The sequence below is a fragment of the Planctopirus hydrillae genome (assembly GCF_001707835.1).
GTDB lineage: Bacteria > Planctomycetota > Planctomycetia > Planctomycetales > Planctomycetaceae > Planctopirus > Planctopirus hydrillae.
This window is the reverse complement of record NZ_LYDR01000110.1, coordinates 19,792-34,591: the sequence shown is the minus strand read 5'-3', so window position 1 is coordinate 34,591 and position 14,800 is coordinate 19,792. Positions and strand designations below refer to the sequence as shown.

The 14,800-nt window shown below is 54.4% G+C and carries 13 protein-coding genes; 5 read left to right on the top strand and 8 right to left on the bottom strand.

Features of this window, described 5'->3' with window-relative positions:
• Window positions 1-61: 61 nt before the first annotated feature.
• On the top strand, window positions 62-934 hold the full coding sequence (locus A6X21_RS12855) for an NAD-dependent epimerase/dehydratase family protein (RefSeq protein WP_068848491.1): 873 nt from the start codon (window positions 62-64) through the stop codon (window positions 932-934).
• Window positions 935-1,770: 836 nt separating this feature from the next.
• Here the strand turns inward: A6X21_RS12855 and A6X21_RS24370 are convergent.
• From A6X21_RS24370 to A6X21_RS12845, 3 genes are all read right to left on the bottom strand, one after another.
• Entirely contained in the window at window positions 1,771-2,034 is a 264-nt protein-coding gene (locus tag A6X21_RS24370; RefSeq protein ID WP_131818324.1) for a hypothetical protein, read from the bottom strand.
• 24 nt (window positions 2,035-2,058) lie between these two features.
• Window positions 2,059-4,224 (bottom strand): putative glycosyltransferase family protein, encoded by a 2,166-nt coding sequence (locus A6X21_RS12850; protein ID WP_068848488.1) that lies wholly within the window; start codon window positions 4,222-4,224, stop codon window positions 2,059-2,061.
• A 66-nt stretch (window positions 4,225-4,290) separates the two neighbouring features.
• Entirely contained in the window at window positions 4,291-5,355 is a 1,065-nt protein-coding gene (locus tag A6X21_RS12845; protein ID WP_068848486.1) for an Mrp/NBP35 family ATP-binding protein, read from the bottom strand.
• Window positions 5,356-5,548: 193 nt separating this feature from the next.
• Between A6X21_RS12845 and A6X21_RS12840 the strand changes: the two genes are divergently transcribed.
• Window positions 5,549-6,565: a DUF1559 family PulG-like putative transporter gene (locus tag A6X21_RS12840; protein ID WP_068848484.1), complete on the top strand. Its 1,017-nt coding sequence runs from the start codon at window positions 5,549-5,551 to the stop codon at window positions 6,563-6,565.
• 38 nt (window positions 6,566-6,603) lie between these two features.
• Window positions 6,604-7,629, top strand: coding sequence for a DUF1559 family PulG-like putative transporter (locus A6X21_RS12835; RefSeq protein ID WP_068848482.1), 1,026 nt, complete (start codon window positions 6,604-6,606; stop codon window positions 7,627-7,629).
• 73 nt (window positions 7,630-7,702) lie between these two features.
• Here the strand turns inward: A6X21_RS12835 and A6X21_RS12830 are convergent, their stop codons facing one another.
• Both A6X21_RS12830 and A6X21_RS12825 read right to left on the bottom strand, forming a co-directional pair.
• Entirely contained in the window at window positions 7,703-8,542 is an 840-nt protein-coding gene (locus A6X21_RS12830; RefSeq protein ID WP_068848480.1) for a sugar phosphate isomerase/epimerase family protein, read from the bottom strand.
• 68 nt (window positions 8,543-8,610) lie between these two features.
• Window positions 8,611-9,561 (bottom strand): hypothetical protein, encoded by a 951-nt coding sequence (locus A6X21_RS12825; protein WP_083233589.1) that lies wholly within the window; start codon window positions 9,559-9,561, stop codon window positions 8,611-8,613.
• Between A6X21_RS12825 and A6X21_RS12820 the strand changes: the two genes are divergently transcribed.
• Entirely contained in the window at window positions 9,519-10,691 is a 1,173-nt protein-coding gene (locus A6X21_RS12820) for a hypothetical protein (protein WP_131818322.1), read from the top strand. The two genes, A6X21_RS12825 and A6X21_RS12820, sit on opposite strands and share 43 nt — an antisense overlap.
• Before the next feature lie 163 nt (window positions 10,692-10,854).
• The gene (locus A6X21_RS12815) at window positions 10,855-11,835 is read left to right on the top strand and encodes a hypothetical protein (RefSeq protein ID WP_131818321.1); all 981 of its coding nucleotides are present in this window, start codon (window positions 10,855-10,857) and stop codon (window positions 11,833-11,835) included.
• Between the two features lie 26 nt (window positions 11,836-11,861).
• Here the strand turns inward: A6X21_RS12815 and A6X21_RS12810 are convergent, their stop codons facing one another.
• The 3 genes from A6X21_RS12810 to A6X21_RS12800 form a co-directional block, all read right to left on the bottom strand.
• Window positions 11,862-12,194, bottom strand: coding sequence for a hypothetical protein (locus A6X21_RS12810; RefSeq protein ID WP_068848474.1), 333 nt, complete (start codon window positions 12,192-12,194; stop codon window positions 11,862-11,864).
• 26 nt (window positions 12,195-12,220) lie between these two features.
• Window positions 12,221-13,528 carry an outer membrane beta-barrel protein gene (locus tag A6X21_RS12805; RefSeq protein WP_165603789.1) on the bottom strand — a complete coding sequence of 436 codons (1,308 nt, stop codon included), beginning with the start codon at window positions 13,526-13,528 and terminating at the stop codon, window positions 12,221-12,223.
• A 386-nt stretch (window positions 13,529-13,914) separates the two neighbouring features.
• Window positions 13,915-14,517, bottom strand: coding sequence for a hypothetical protein (locus tag A6X21_RS12800; RefSeq protein WP_131818320.1), 603 nt, complete (start codon window positions 14,515-14,517; stop codon window positions 13,915-13,917).
• Window positions 14,518-14,800: the final 283 nt, after the last annotated feature.

Sequence of the window (14,800 nt, the reverse complement as noted above, 5' to 3'; positions counted from 1 at the left end):
CCATTCGTAATGTTCATGCTTGCGATCGCTGAACAAACCGAAATTGAATGCCAGGCTCGTTATGACGAATTCCCCCAGGGTTGATGTGTTGATTTTTGGCTGTGGCTATGTGGGATTGCAGGTTGCTCGCCAGTTTGTCTCTGCAGGGCTCCATTGTGCTGCCGTGACACGCAGCCAGGAAAAAGCGGCTTTTTTGAAAAGCCAGTCAATCGAACCAGTTCTGGCGGAAGTCACCGATGCCGCATCACTCGCAGTGCTTCCTGCGGCAAGGCGCATCCTCTGGGCCGTTGGTTACGATCGCAATTCCACCGCCAGTAAGCGTGAGGTCTATGTTAATGGCTTACGAAATGCATTGCTCGCGACGGCTCCTGCCGCTGAGTCTGTTGTATCCATTTCCAGTACGAGTGTCTGGGGGTTTGATGATGGAAGCTGGGTCGATGAACTGACGCCAGTCGCACCAACAACCGAAGGTGGCGAAATCTGTGCGACAGCCGAAGAGGTTGTGAGAACTCTCTGCCCTGCTGGCAAGTCGACCATTCTGCGATTAGCGGGAATTTACGGCCCGGGACGTTTACTGGCGAAAGTGGAGGCACTGCAACAAAAGCAGCCGATTGCCGGTTCAGGAGAGGCATGGCTCAACCTCATCCATCAGGCCGATGCGGCTGCTTTAGCCTATCGATTACTCTGTGAAGGAGGGCCAGAAGTTGTGGTGGGGGTTGATCGAGAACCTGTTCGGCGGATTGACTATTACAGCGAACTGGCACGTCGAATTGGATCGGCACCACCAGTATTCGATGAAGCCTCTCTTCCCAAACGAGGCTCGGGCGGGCTCAATAAGCGAGTTCGTTCCCAATTTTCCGATCAATTCGAATTTCGCTATGAAAGTTATCGCTCAGGCCTCGCACAAGCATTGGAATCACCTCCAGCCGTATGAAGACAAACGAACGCTGTGCGATCGCTGACCAGGGCTAAGCTGCTATCTTTTCACTTAACTGTGCTGGTGTTCTGGTGTGCTGACTTGATGTGTGGCTGGAGTCAAACGTCTTCGTTTGCCCCCAGATAATGCGACTCTGAATGTTGATGGCGAAGATATGCTCAAGCCGCAAAGCATGTTGTCAGATGCATTTGCCCTCTCCCACGCAGACGCGGGCGAGGGTTTTTTACCCCTTCTCCCGTTCTGACGGGAGAAGGCCGGGATGAGGGCGAGTCCAAACGTATTTGGTGTTCTATTAACAACCGGCTTCAACGCATGATGCTCTTTATCTTCGCTCTCTGACAGTCGATCGCCGCCCCTGCGGATAGCTCGCTGGCTGTTATGCACCCAGCGGCAAGACCCTCACCCGGCACTTCGTGCCACCCTCTCCCACGCAGACGCGGGCGAGGGTTTTTTACCCCTTCTCCCGTTCCGACGGGAGAAGGCCGGGATGAGGGTGAGTCCGAACATCTTGGGCGCGTGATCAACAACCGGCTTCAACGCGTGATGCTCTTCATCCTCGCTCTCTGACAGTCAATCGCCGCCCCGGCGGATAGCTCACTGGCTGTTACATACCCAGCGGCAAGACCCTCACCCGGCACTCCGTGCCACCCTCTCCCACGCAGACGCGGGCGAGGGTTTTTTACCCCTTCTCCCGTTCTGACGGGAGAAGGCTGGGATGAGGGTGAGTCCGAACATTTTTGGGCGCGTGATCAACAACCGGCTTCAACGCATGATGCTGTTCATCATCGCTCTCTGACAGTCAATCGGCGCCCCTGCGGATGGCTCGCTGGCTGTTACATACCCAGCGGCAAGACCCTCACCCGGCACTTCGTGCCACCCTCTCCCACGAAGACGCGGGCGAGGGTTCCAGAGACACACGCATAGCGCGGCTTCTTGTCGTCATACGGAGTACGACGACCCGGCCACGAGTTGGCCGGGCCACCCTTGCACGCGATGCTCAAAGGCTGTGAGTCATGGAAAAAGCTGAGTTCTGAGGCCTTCTCGCCTGAAAGACGCTCCTGCATGGTCAGGAGAAGTTCGACCTGAAGTTCTGGCACAGCAGGCAGACCGATTTACGGTGCTTACGGCAACCACCAGCGTGTCCATTGAGGATGCCAGAAACGGATATGGCCGATCGTCGCGAGTATCAGTAAGACGAACAGGCTGATTCCCGCACCCCACCCGAGTGACCAAGGCTGGTAACTCCAGACAAGAAGCGTCTCACCTTCTGGCACTTCAACCTTTCGGGAAAGCCCAGTTGCTTCCCAGGATGCGGGCTGACCGTTGATAGTCAGCTTCCAGTCGCGGTCAGCGAGTTCCGTCAGTACCAGCGTCTGTCGGGGGCCGGCCTCGACCTGAACTTCAATTCTCTGGGGGCCATGCTCCACGATGGTCACTTTTCGGGCTGGCTGGGAACCGACGCCTTCAACGTAACAGCGACCAGGGGCCGCAGGCAGGCTGTAGAGATAAAGCGGCTGATCAAAACGACCCCAGGCCCGATTGAGGAATTCATCAAAACCACTCCAGACCAGTCGTACCGATTCCTCATTTGTTGGTTCGCCTGTCAAAGAGTCTTTGCTTCCAGCAGCAGGGACACTTAAAGGATCCATCGTCAACCAGTGCGTGACGCCTTGTTTCGAGAGAAACTCGATCTGTTGAGAGAGTGGGGCTTCTGCGGGAAATCTGGCAGCAGGCGAGAAGTAAGCCGCCGGTCCAATCCCGAGAAACTCCGGCGTTGTCGAAACGCCCAGCAGGTTCGGCAGGTTGGCTCCAGGAGCGTAAACCCGCACGGGTTGCCTGGCATCGGCGAGGAGAATGCGGCGAACTTCGCTTTTCGAAATCATCGAGTAAGGAGACTTCTCAATGATCACTCCATACGTGGCCTGCATGCTCACAATCTGCAGATCGAACCACGTGAACCCAATCACAAGACACCACAAGATCCAGCGATATCTCGCACTGATGTGACTCAGTAACTGATCCCACGCCAATCCCCCGGCGACCGCCAGGCAGAACGTGGCCACTATTCCAAATCGACCCGGGCCCGTGAAATACGAGAAGCCGGGAAGTGAGGCAGTAATGAAAAGTGGTAACCCGGTTGCAAACAAGATCGCCACCAGACTGCCGACGAGAAAAATGCCGATCCAGCGAAAGAGGATCAAGTTCCCGGAACTTCGATAGGCCAGCCACCCTGCACCCACGAGTCCCATCCAGACAGCCAGCCCCGCATACAAATGAGCTTCAACACGGTTTGTTCCTGCGCCGGTGGGTGTCCACATCTGCGACAGTTCTTCGTCAATATTGTGATTCGCTGGATTCCACCAGGTGGGCGCAAATAACTGGCCCAGAAACTGTGGGGGAATGTGGCCATATCCCGGCTGAAAGTCCTGCCCGGTCTCAGCTCGTTGAGATTGTCCCTTCAGTTCCCAGGTTGGCAATAACTGAACAGCACCTAGACCAAATCCAAAACCAATGGCCACAACGAGGGGTATCGCTACAGGCAGACGTGCTCTTGCCGAGAATTCCGTCGTTTGTGGCGAATGTACCAGCGAGGGCAACAGCCATAGACGAACAGGAATGTAAACCAGCCACACCAGGACTTCGATAAAGGCGAGGTTGTAATGCCCTGCCAGCAGATGCAACCCCAACACACCGGCCAGTGCCATCGCGTACTTCCAGCTTTTTCGCTGCAGAAATCGTTCGATCAGCCACAAGCCTAACGGCAGGTAAACACCACCAATGATGGCCCACTCGAGTATGATCCGTGTCGGAAACCAGCCGTAGACATAGACGACACAACCAAAAATCGTGCCCGGTATGGAAACACCAATTTGCCTTAAATAAAGCCACATACAAAAAAATGCAGCCACATAATGGGCAAGTTGTTCAGCGGTGTAAGCGTGGTCTGCCGGCAGGAGGCTCAGCGATATGACGCGTGGCGGGTAGAAGACTGCCGTCTGGCTTTCGGCAAGTACCGGGTAGCCATGACCTGTGAGATTGTTCCAGAGTGGCCAGCGGCCAGCAGCCAGTTCATGCTGGAAGAATGCCTTCTGTGGAAGCAGATACGTGTAAAGATCGCCACCAATGAGCGTAGAACCTTCGTAGAACGACGCCCATGCCAGCCAAGAGGCCAGGATCGCTGCACCCAGAGCCCAGAGCCACTCTGGAATCAGGAATGATGAGGCCCGCTTCCCACTTTCAGAAGTTGATCGTTCGGCAACAGCTTTGGCGGCAGAACGTGGTGGCATCTTGGGAGGAATCTGAACCTGATGGAAAACGAGCTGGAGCGACCCTGGTTGAACCTGCGTATCGGACTACAGAATCTCAAGTGTCGGCATCGATGGAGCACTGAGGAGGCTTTTGGCAATCTGCTCGGCCACATTTTCGCAGATCGTCAGCAGGGCATCCCGCGAGGGATTCTCTTCCCGGACAAGGCGGGCAATTTCACCAGCATCCCCAGCGACTCGAATCCCGGCATCCATGGGTAATTCACCCAGGAATGGAATTCCGAGTTCTGCGGCTTTCGACTGCGCACCGCCGCGCCCAAAAATCTCACCCGACATGTTCTCTACCATCCCCAGAACGGGGATCTTCACCTGCCGGAACATACTCACAGCCTTCACGGCATCCAGGAGTGCCACCTGCTGAGGACTGCAGACAACCACCGCACCCGCCAGGCCTAAAAGCTGCGATAGCGTTAATGAGACGTCGCCGGTTCCTGGAGGCATGTCGATAATCAGATAGTCGAGCGGGCCCCAGTCGACCTGCTGCAAAAACTGGGAAATTGCCTGATGCAGCATTGGCCCACGCCAGATGACCGCCTGATCGGCCTGGACAAAAAAACCCATCGAAATCGTTGGTAAGCCACTGGCCAGCACTGGCTGGATTCGCATCATCTTCTTGCCATCGGGGGCTGTTCTCTCCAGAGCGACAGGTTGCTCATTCACGCCCACCAGATGCGGCACACTCGGGCCATACACATCGGCATCCATCAACCCGACATTGGCACCCAGTTCCTGCAGGCCATAAGCCAACGTGGCAGCGACGGTGCTCTTACCAACACCACCCTTCCCACTACCGACGGCAATCACGTTTTTCACACTCAGACCAATCGATCCCCCCGAGTTTTTCCCCTTGATGTTCAATTCGAGATCAAACTCAACGGGGGTGCCCTGCGCCAGTTCGTGGGTAGCACTGCGGACATGTTCTTTCAGGGCGTTGGCTTTGACAAAGCCAGGGAAAGGGACATCGAGCGAGACGATGATTTTGTCGCTCCCCAGCGAGACTCCGCGAACGAGCTTCAATTCCCCCAGAGTTCGCCCGAGGTGAGGTTCTTTTAAACGTGAAAGTGTCGAAAGCCAGGTCTGTTCATCAGCCATAGGAAGTATCTTTGATCTGCCAGTGAATGTTGATGTCGGAGTGAATGGAAACGCCTTGGCGATCCCTGTTGGATTCTATGGAGAGCCTCCACAGATACCCGCAATTCTCGCAGCCCACCTGATGATTTGCCAGTCGCAGAGGTGTACTGTTGATTGCAGCGGACGAGTCGCATCCTGCAGTGAAAGGGACCACATGCTTGTTTCTATTTTGTTGCACCTGATTCTGCTGGGCTTGGCAGTCGTGATCGTGGTGGCACCGTTTCGCAGTCAGAAGAATGAACCCGCAAGCTATCGTGATCTCTGGTGGTGGCTGGCCGTTTCCGTGATCCCCCTGTTCATTCTGCCATTCCTTTCGTTTTATCCACTGGAGAATCACTTCTTCGCATATGCGCTGGCATTCTTTTGTCTGGTCATGGGAATTCTGGGGGCGATCTCAACGATCTGGCGAACAGAATCGCAACGGCCACGGGCACGTCCTGTGGGTGCGGTGATTGCCACATCCATTCTCTCACCGCTCTTGGCGTTTCTTTTCCTCTCCACAATGACATCCGCTCGCGAGATTCTCGCGCGCACTGCTTGCCGACATCATTTGAACTCCATTGGTCTCGGAATCCACAGGTACTATAACGCACATGGCGTTTTCCCCATGCCCAGTTCGGGGCAAGGAGAACTTGCCGTGAGCTGGCGAGTGACTATGGAGCCTTATCTGGATGTTCATCAACTCGATCAGAAATACAGCGATCAATTCGCCTGGAATGCCGAACCCAATTGGGCATTCAGTAAACGCCGCAGGCCTGTCTATGAATGCCCTTCGGCTGGTTATAGGCGGGCCGATCCCAAGGATGGCTTTGGCCTCACAGACTACGTGGTTCTCGTGGGAGACGAGACCGCTTTTCCACAGGGCAAAATGCTTTTGATCCAGAATATCGAAGATGGACTTAGCAATACGGCTTTTGTGGTCGAGGCAATCGACACGGGTATTCGTTGGGCAGAACCTAAAGACCTTGATGTGAATCAGGTGGAATTGGTTGTCAAAAGCTCAAATACAAACCAGCAGGCCACTCATCCGATCATGTCTTCAGCCCATAGCCACGGGTCGCATATCCTCTTAGGTGACGGCAGCGTTCGATTCATCTCATCACAAATTTCACCCGAGACACTGAGGATGCTAACAACAGCAAGTGCTGGTGATGTCATCAGGGACGAATAGATCGCACTGCCGTGTTGCCGCGATACAGGGGACTTCTTATGTACGACATCTCCGATAACTTTGCGATTCTGCTGTTGATATTTTCACTCTTTGTGACATTCCTGCTGGTTTACCCGGCCTGCTTCCAAAAGGATGCTCACTGGAGTCATTTCATCCGGTGGCTGCTCGTCCCCTGGATTCCTTACCTTTACTTATCGAGCATTCGCTTTTTCCATAAACAGCTCTTTGCGAATGTTGAATTCTATGTGTTTGGCAGCTTATGGGTCGTCATGCTGTGTGGCTTATTCAGCACAATTGATCGATTATTTCTTGGCAACGCTAAAGATTACCGAGGTAGAGCATTCGTATGCATATTTCTCGCGGTGATTTCGTTTATCATGCTGCAGCCGACGCTGATACACCCCGCCTGGATGGCGGGTGCTACCGAATGCCGAAGCAACTTAAAAAGTCTGGGTTTGGCTGTCTATAATTATCATGACGCAACATTCATGTTTCCTATGCGCATGCCGACGTCCGAGAAGAATGAAATGAGCTGGCGCGTGGAGATTCTACCCTATGTCGAAGATAGTCCGATTTTTAATCGCTACCGCCAGGATCAAGCCTGGGACTCTACGGCGAATCTACCCGTCTCGTCGATGCAGTTAAGAGTCTATGAATGCCCACTGGCATCCAGGAAAAGACGCGGCCAGCCAGCTCCGCTTGGTATGACGGATTATGCGGCCCTTGTCGGTGAAGAGACCATGGCTCCCCCAGGGAAACTTCTGGCAGCGAAAGATGTCGCCGACGGGACCTCGAATACGATCGCGATTGTCGAAGCGGTTGGTCGGGGTATTCGCTGGGCAGAGCCGAAAGATATCTATGCCCCTTTTGCACAAATGGCGATCAAAGCCGCAGACACGAATGAAGATCTTATCAACCCGCTGATTTCATCTGCTCATCCCGGTGGCGGGCTCGTCTTGCTCGCCGATGGAACTGTGAGACGACTTTCGACAAACATCGACCCCGCCGTATTAAAGGCATTAACCACACCATCGGGTGGCGAAACTATTTCCCATGACTATTGAACAATAAAACCCCGACACAAGATCGTGCCGGGGTTTTATTGTTTGGTCATAACACTGCACGTTGCGGTGAATGTTAAGCCATGCCTTGCTTCATGAACTTGAGGGCATTGGTCGCGAGATAGGTTTCATCGGGGAACATGCGGCGCCAGATTTTGGTGGCGGCGGCAATTGCCGGGAGTGCGAGGCCAAAGGCTTCGACCATCAGCCAGCCGTCGTATTTAAGTTCCTTGAGCATCTTGAAGGTTGTGTCAAAGTCGACGTGACCTTCACCGGGTGTCGAGCGATCGTTTTCGGAAATATGAACGTGAACGACCTGATCCCAGCAGCCCTTCATGGCGGCTGCCAGATCTTTTTCTTCAATGTTGGCGTGGAAGGTATCGTACATCATCTTCAGATTGGGATGATTGACTTCGCGACAGAAGCGGGCATCGTCAGCAGCACAGGTGAGGAAATAGCACTCAAAACGATTGAGGTATTCGCAAACCAAAGTGACGTTGTTTTGTTGAGCGTAATCAGCCGCCTTCGAGAGCGTTTCTTTGGCCCAGTTCCACTCGTCAGGAGTAGCCCCCTGGCCACTGAATGAACCAATCGCGGAGTGAATGGGCCCGCACAAGTGAGAGACCCCAGCGGCGGCACAGCAATCAATGGCCTTCTTCAAGCGAGCCAGTGCGGCTGCACGAATCGCCGCATCAGGTGAAATCGGGTTCTCGGTGTCTGTGCAGATTGTGACAGCAGTACGCCCCAGTTCGAGGCGGGAAAGTTCTTTGCCCACTTTTTCGAAGCGGGCGACATCCATATCGAAAATCGGCAATTCGACGCCGTCGTAACCAATCGTCTTTAACTGCTCAAGAAGAGGAAAGTGCTCTTCGTTCACATCGGAAGTCCACAGGAGCATGTTCATGCCGTACTTCATTGCAATTTCTCTCCGGGAGTTGTTCAGGTGAGGGGATGATTCAGGTTCATGACAATTGACGCTGCCATTCAGCGAATGGGCCAAGCGTACAAATGTTCGGGCAAGAGTTCATCAGTTCGGTGCCTGACGAGTTTGCGTGCTGCAGGAATGGCTTGTTCCAGTTGCTCGGGCATGTGATCGAGACCGATCCGTTTCCAGACTTGCCGAAGTCGCCACGAGAGCAGCGTATCATCGAGATAATCCGGAAGAAACCGTTCTTCCAGAAATGCGGGAATGAACCAGTCGAAGACGGTCGTCGGATGTTTGGACGCCAGGTTGACTGCCAGTTCCACGACCTCCGCATCCACCAGTTTGAGGGATTCGTAATACTGATCGATCTTGCCGGGATACCGCTCCATCAAGCTGGCATCGAGCAGAAGTTCAAGTGACAAATGGGCGAGAAACCCACCGCGAAATCCATCCTGTGCACCGAAGGCCTGCCGAAAATCGAGTGTGAGCTGGGCCTGCACTTCCTGAAAGGCGGCTGTTCGATGGAACCAGTCGTCATCCTGATGATGCTGCACGATCCCTGACAGAATGGATTGAACCTGCTGCCGGGCGGGCGCTTGGGGAAATGCGTTGGTGATGGTCTCTGGCAATAGCTTTTCGGGTCGCGGACGAGTTCGCCTGGCCACAGCTCCCAGCCAGTCAGGGACCGCCGTCCCCGCGACAAACCACGGGTCGACCAGATGAGGAAGTGCATGGGCAAAATAGTTCAACCGGTTCTCCAGCGGTTCAGAATTCAATGTCCACAGAGACTCATACGAGACCAATGCGGTGAATTCCTGTTGCCTGATTGCGAATTTCTCGCGTAAGTTCAAGGGGATCTCAAGGAATTTTGAGATTTCGGGCATCATCAGATTCTGGTCTTTCGCATCCTCACTTGCCAGAGACAAGACCGGCAGGACGGAAGGTCGTTGATGAAGGAGATTAGGCCATGAGGCGACGATTCGATCATCGGCAGCGATTCGCTTTCCCATCGGGCCTGATCCTTATGGGGAGTCTGGTGCTGTTCGTAATGCATGACCAGAGCTGCTACGGGCAGGCAAACGCCAAACCAAAAACGGCAGGTGGGCCGACGGCTCCACGCAACGAAAAAGTTCCCACGACGTTGATCGGGATGGAACTGTTGACTTCGGATCCGGCTGCTGCGGTTCATGCTCATGCCTGGCGAACAACGCTCGAAGAGCTGGACGTCACCTTGAGCACCCGCAAACCGATTCTCGACGATAAGCCGCGCATTGAGCAGCAAATGCTGGGGACACTGCGGAAAATCACCATTATGGCGATTTTGACCAGAGATGGCTCAATCAAGACAGATCGCCGGACATTCGCCCAGAAGGATGTTGCTGCTCTGAAAGAGTGGATTGATGAACTTCGTGTCTATGGTGCCCAGGGAGCCCCTCAGGGCCAGCCGCTCTGGGGTTTGAGTGAACTGCAGTTCAACCCATTATACGACACGCTCAGCCAGCCACTGGGAGTGGAATTGAAAGGGAAAACTCTCTCTGAAGTATTGCCGCTGATTCCGGGAAAAGAGCGTTACCAGTGGCGCGTCGCTGAGGCGGCGGCGCTCGCGATCTCCAAACGGCCCGAGGATCGTCGCGTCGTGCGGCAAAGCGTCGGCAGGTTCACGATCGGGACGGGACTTGCCATGGCCCTGCGTGATCTGGAATTGGGGTTTCACCCGCGCCGCACTCCCGCGGGAGAGATTGAACTTCTGATCGAGCCTTTGCCTGAAAAATTGCAGACACCCCAGATGGAGACTGCCGACTTCTGGCCGGTCGGCTGGGCGGTCAAAGTGGCACCGCAAAAGCTGGCACCAGGTTTGTTTGATATTCAGGCCATGATGCTGGACGGCATGCCCCTGGGTGAGGTGCTGATCAAAGCTCAAACAGAAAGCAAAGTTCCCATTCACTTTGATTTTGCAGCCATTGATCGCGGGAACATCGACATTGTGGATCTACTTGTGAAGTACCCTGCCCGTAAAACGAGCTGGAGTGTGGCCATTCGAGGTGCCGTTTCTCAAGTGGGACTTTCGCGAGAGTTACTGCAGGATGAAGGCGGCCATGCGTTTGTCTGGATCTATCGAAACCCCGCCTCGATCAATTGATGGCTGACAAAGATGTTTGAAATCTCAGCGACGGCGATTCCTGCCGGTGGGAGATCTGTTCAGCAATTGCGATGTTTCGCATAGATTCCAACAAGCACAAACGAAGCGATCTCTCGGTGTGCATGCCCGCATCGACCAAAACCCGCTGATACAGGGTGGAATCATGGATGACAACACACAACGGCCACTCTCTGAAGAAGCGATCACCTTCGAAGCTGCCGTTCCCCATCCTTCGATTGAAGTGACAGCTTTGGAACAGCGCTGGGCACCGCTGATGTTTTTTGCCTCAGTGGCTTCGCTGGTCTGTTTCAGCGGTGTGCTTCATCTTCACGATCGCCCCGAGTTCCTGCCGATTTTCGTGGGCTGTTTAGCGGGCTCGCTGGCAGTTTATCCGTTGTACTGGGCCGAATTGCTCACGCGCTGGGCAGCAGGTGATCCCCGCTGGACTCGATTCTTCCTGTATTGCCTTTTACCCCCTTTACGGCTGACTGCCCGAAATCAATCACGCAATGCCGTCTGGTTTCCGAAGATCGGCTGGACGCCTGTGGGCCCCACTTCATTTGTGGCGATGCAGGGGCGGCTTTCAGGTCCGCTGTTCGTCGTCGCCCTGGCGGTTCTGCCACTGATCGGGATTGAGTTTGCCTACCACGAACGGATTGCTGCCGATGCCCGGCTGGATGCGGCCATTCGCTGTGGTACCGCTTTTGTGTGGCTCGCCTTTACGCTCGAATTCTTCACGATGATCAGCCTGACTGAGCGGCAGACCAAGTATATCCGTACGAACTGGCTCGATCTGGCCATTATTCTCATGCCGCTGGCGATGTTCGCCCAGGCTGCTCAGATCAGCGGCCTCTTGCGACTGCAGCAGCTTTCAAAACTTGGCAGAGCCTACCGGCTGCGCGGCGTGGCCATGCGCATGTTTCGAGTGCTGTTGCTGATGAAGGCCATTCAGAAACTGATGGCACCAGCAACCGAAGGGCGGCTGTCGCAGTTAAAGGAAGAAGCGATCGAAACCGCACAAAAGCTGGAATCGCTGCACCAGCAGATCGCCGAACTGGAACGCGTGCTTCACGAGAAAAACATGGCTCGATTGAACAAGGGCAGGGCTGGAGTCGCTCAATCGTCCTTGCGAGATGCCGCTTGAGAAATGATGAGCTGAGTCGGCGGATCTCAGTGCTGCTGGAACTTCCAGCCATCGAGTGAGTCGTCTTCTTGGAATTGCTTATCGCTCGGGTCGTTCATGACCCAGGTGCCATCTACCTGGCGGTGGAGCTGGCGGCGTTCTGTTCCAACGTGTGAAGTCAACACGATCTGGTCATGACTCTCCAAGTATCGCCGCGTTTCACTCATCAACCAACTACCAACAACCATCAACTTCCCACCCATAAAAACAGACACGGGGACGAGATAAATTCTCGTCCCCGCGGCTCGCAGGACATCCGTGAACGCGATGAGGCCAAATACGCTGCCGGAAGACCGCAATTCTTCCGGCAGCAGTATCAAGTCAGATCATTCCCGCCGTCTTCAGATTAGAACTTGAAGATAGCGTCGACGCCGAAGATGAATTCTTCGTAGCTGATTCCAGGAGACCACTGGTAGCGGACTTCAGGACGCAGAACAAAGTTTTGTGTTGGTTTGTAGTTCACACCGTAGGTCATTTCGTAGTACGAAACACCATCGGGTTTGTACCATTCCCAACGAGCACCAGTCTTCCACTGATCGTTGATCGTGTAGAACAGGTAGTTGATCAAACCACCGGAGTCGCGGGCGACGCCGTCAGTCTGGAAATCAACATCGTTGTTGGTACCGAGCACGTCGTACTGGCCAACGTACTGGAGCTTTTCGGTAATCATGTAGGAGAGAATGAAGCTGTTGATCGCCCCTGTCCCACGGGCACCGAAATCACCCAGTGCTGTGGTGTAGATGAAGCTCAGCTTGTCAGTAGCAGCGTAGTTAAAGCCACCAAGGAAGTTGCTACCGCCATTGAACTGAGCAAAGCCGGTATCCCAGCCAGCAGTCCAGCCGCCCCAGACCGTCAGCTTGTCGCTGGCTTTCCATGTGGCAAGAGCACCGGTATGAGTGAAAGGCTCACTGTTCCAGAATGTGAGCTGACGGCTGTAGAAGAAGTTATCAGGAGAGGTCACGACTTCGTAGCCAACGATGGTATAGAAGTGACCCATCTTGACCGAGACATCGCCCACAGCGATTTCGCCGTAGAGCTGTGGCAAGGCCCACTCGTAGATCCCGTGATCAAACGTCGCGGAGTTATCATAAGTAGGTTTTGGGTTACCAAACGACTGAGCGTCGTTACCGTCGGTACCGTAAAGGGCGTCGAAGCGGAAACCCCAATCGATCCCTTTGGAGCCGTCAGCTTCCTTCTTGACGAACATGTAAAGCTGGCTCATGTTCACGTTGTCGTCTTCGCCTGCATCTGTGAATGACAGATCAGGATTGCTGGAGTAGCCGAGATCGGCCCACCCACCAAAGACGATGCCCTTATCGGCCAGACCAGAGCCCATCACGCTCTGGAGTGTCCAGGGGCCAGCTTCTTCAGTTTCTGCTGGAGCAGCATAACCAGGATCCACGAAAATCTGGTCTGGTTGACCAACGTTCGCACCGGGAGCAGGTGGGGGCACCTGCTCCTGCATGGCGCTGACCTGGTAAATCGGTGAGGCAGGGGCTGCCACCACTTCGCCGTTCAAACGCTTTTTGGCCTGTTCGGCAATCGTGGTTGCATCCTCAGCAAACACCGGCATTGCCATCGCGCCAAAAGCACCCAGCAGCACACCGGCGCGAGCCAGTGACGTCCGCCAGGACTTTGGGAGAGAAAACTGCATCATGCGCTCCTCAATCACACGTTCCATGTGTTCGGAAAATCCCGAGCCTGGCGATATCCCACCGCCAAACTCCCTGCGAGCCTTGCAGAGTCAAGGGGATGATGCCGACCGGCATCCATTCCGAAATTCGCGACTGGCAGGCCTCTTGAGCGCGAGCGTCTGCCATGGTCTCGTCGAACGTATCGGAATCGTTAACCGCATCAACACATGGTCCAATGCTCAGGGCGTCAGGTTTACTGATTCCGCAACATCGATACAGGCCATACAGATTCACATCAAAGTCGTGCGTTTCGTGCCGCTTTTATCGCTTGTAGGCACAATTGCTCGATCACACCAAGACGAACTTTCTGACGAGCCTCGCCAATGGCAACTTCTGCCGAAACAAGTCAACGATCAGGGCGTAGGATTTTTGCTTGAAGACGGTAGTCCAGCCGCTCAACCGCCTCTTGAGGGGCGAGATTCATGAGCAATCGACCGGCAAATCGCCACCGCAATGATTCAGCTCTTAAGGAATTCGAGCGGAGAGGTGAGGCCTGATCGGAAGCTGGATCCGCCACAGATGGCAGATCAAAAGTTCCAGTTTTTGAATCTGTATTCTGGTGGGGGAGAGGATGATTGGGGCGATGAAACTGCGGTTCCATGGGCTCCGATATATCGATGGCCGCATAGTGAAACAGCAAACTGGCCTGCTTGATCTGATCGGCACCAGGAGCATCGAGCAGATCTTCGTTGCGGGTAAGATCGGGCAGCAACTCGATTCCGGCCAGAGCCCACACGCCCATGGTGGAAGAAGCTGTCGCCAGCACGATCTCCGGTTGCCAAACCATGATCTGCCAGCAAATGCCGCGATGGCCACCATTATGTAAATAGTCTTCTGCAGTTCGGGCCAGGCTGTTCCAATGCAGAAGGATCTCGTGTTCGGCTGCAATCAGAGTTTCGGCATCAACCTGCTGTTCGGCCCCGCGATGCTGATCCGAATCTGGCGTCATGGTGATATCAGAAAACTCACTCGACGCAGCACCAACAGTTGGCGACTGATGCGAAACATCTCGACCAACAGGAGATGTCTCGTTTTCTGAATATGAAGGAGTGGACGTTGAGCCTCCCCGATTTTTTGTGCGGGCTCGCTTTCTGGAGACACTTGCGACTGCGATCCCGAGGAGCATGAACCCTATCGCCAGACCAATGATCAGAACCTGGTACCACTGCGTCACTGTCGATTCACTTTCCACAGGCAAAGCCAGACCTCGATGATTATCGAGTCATTCAATG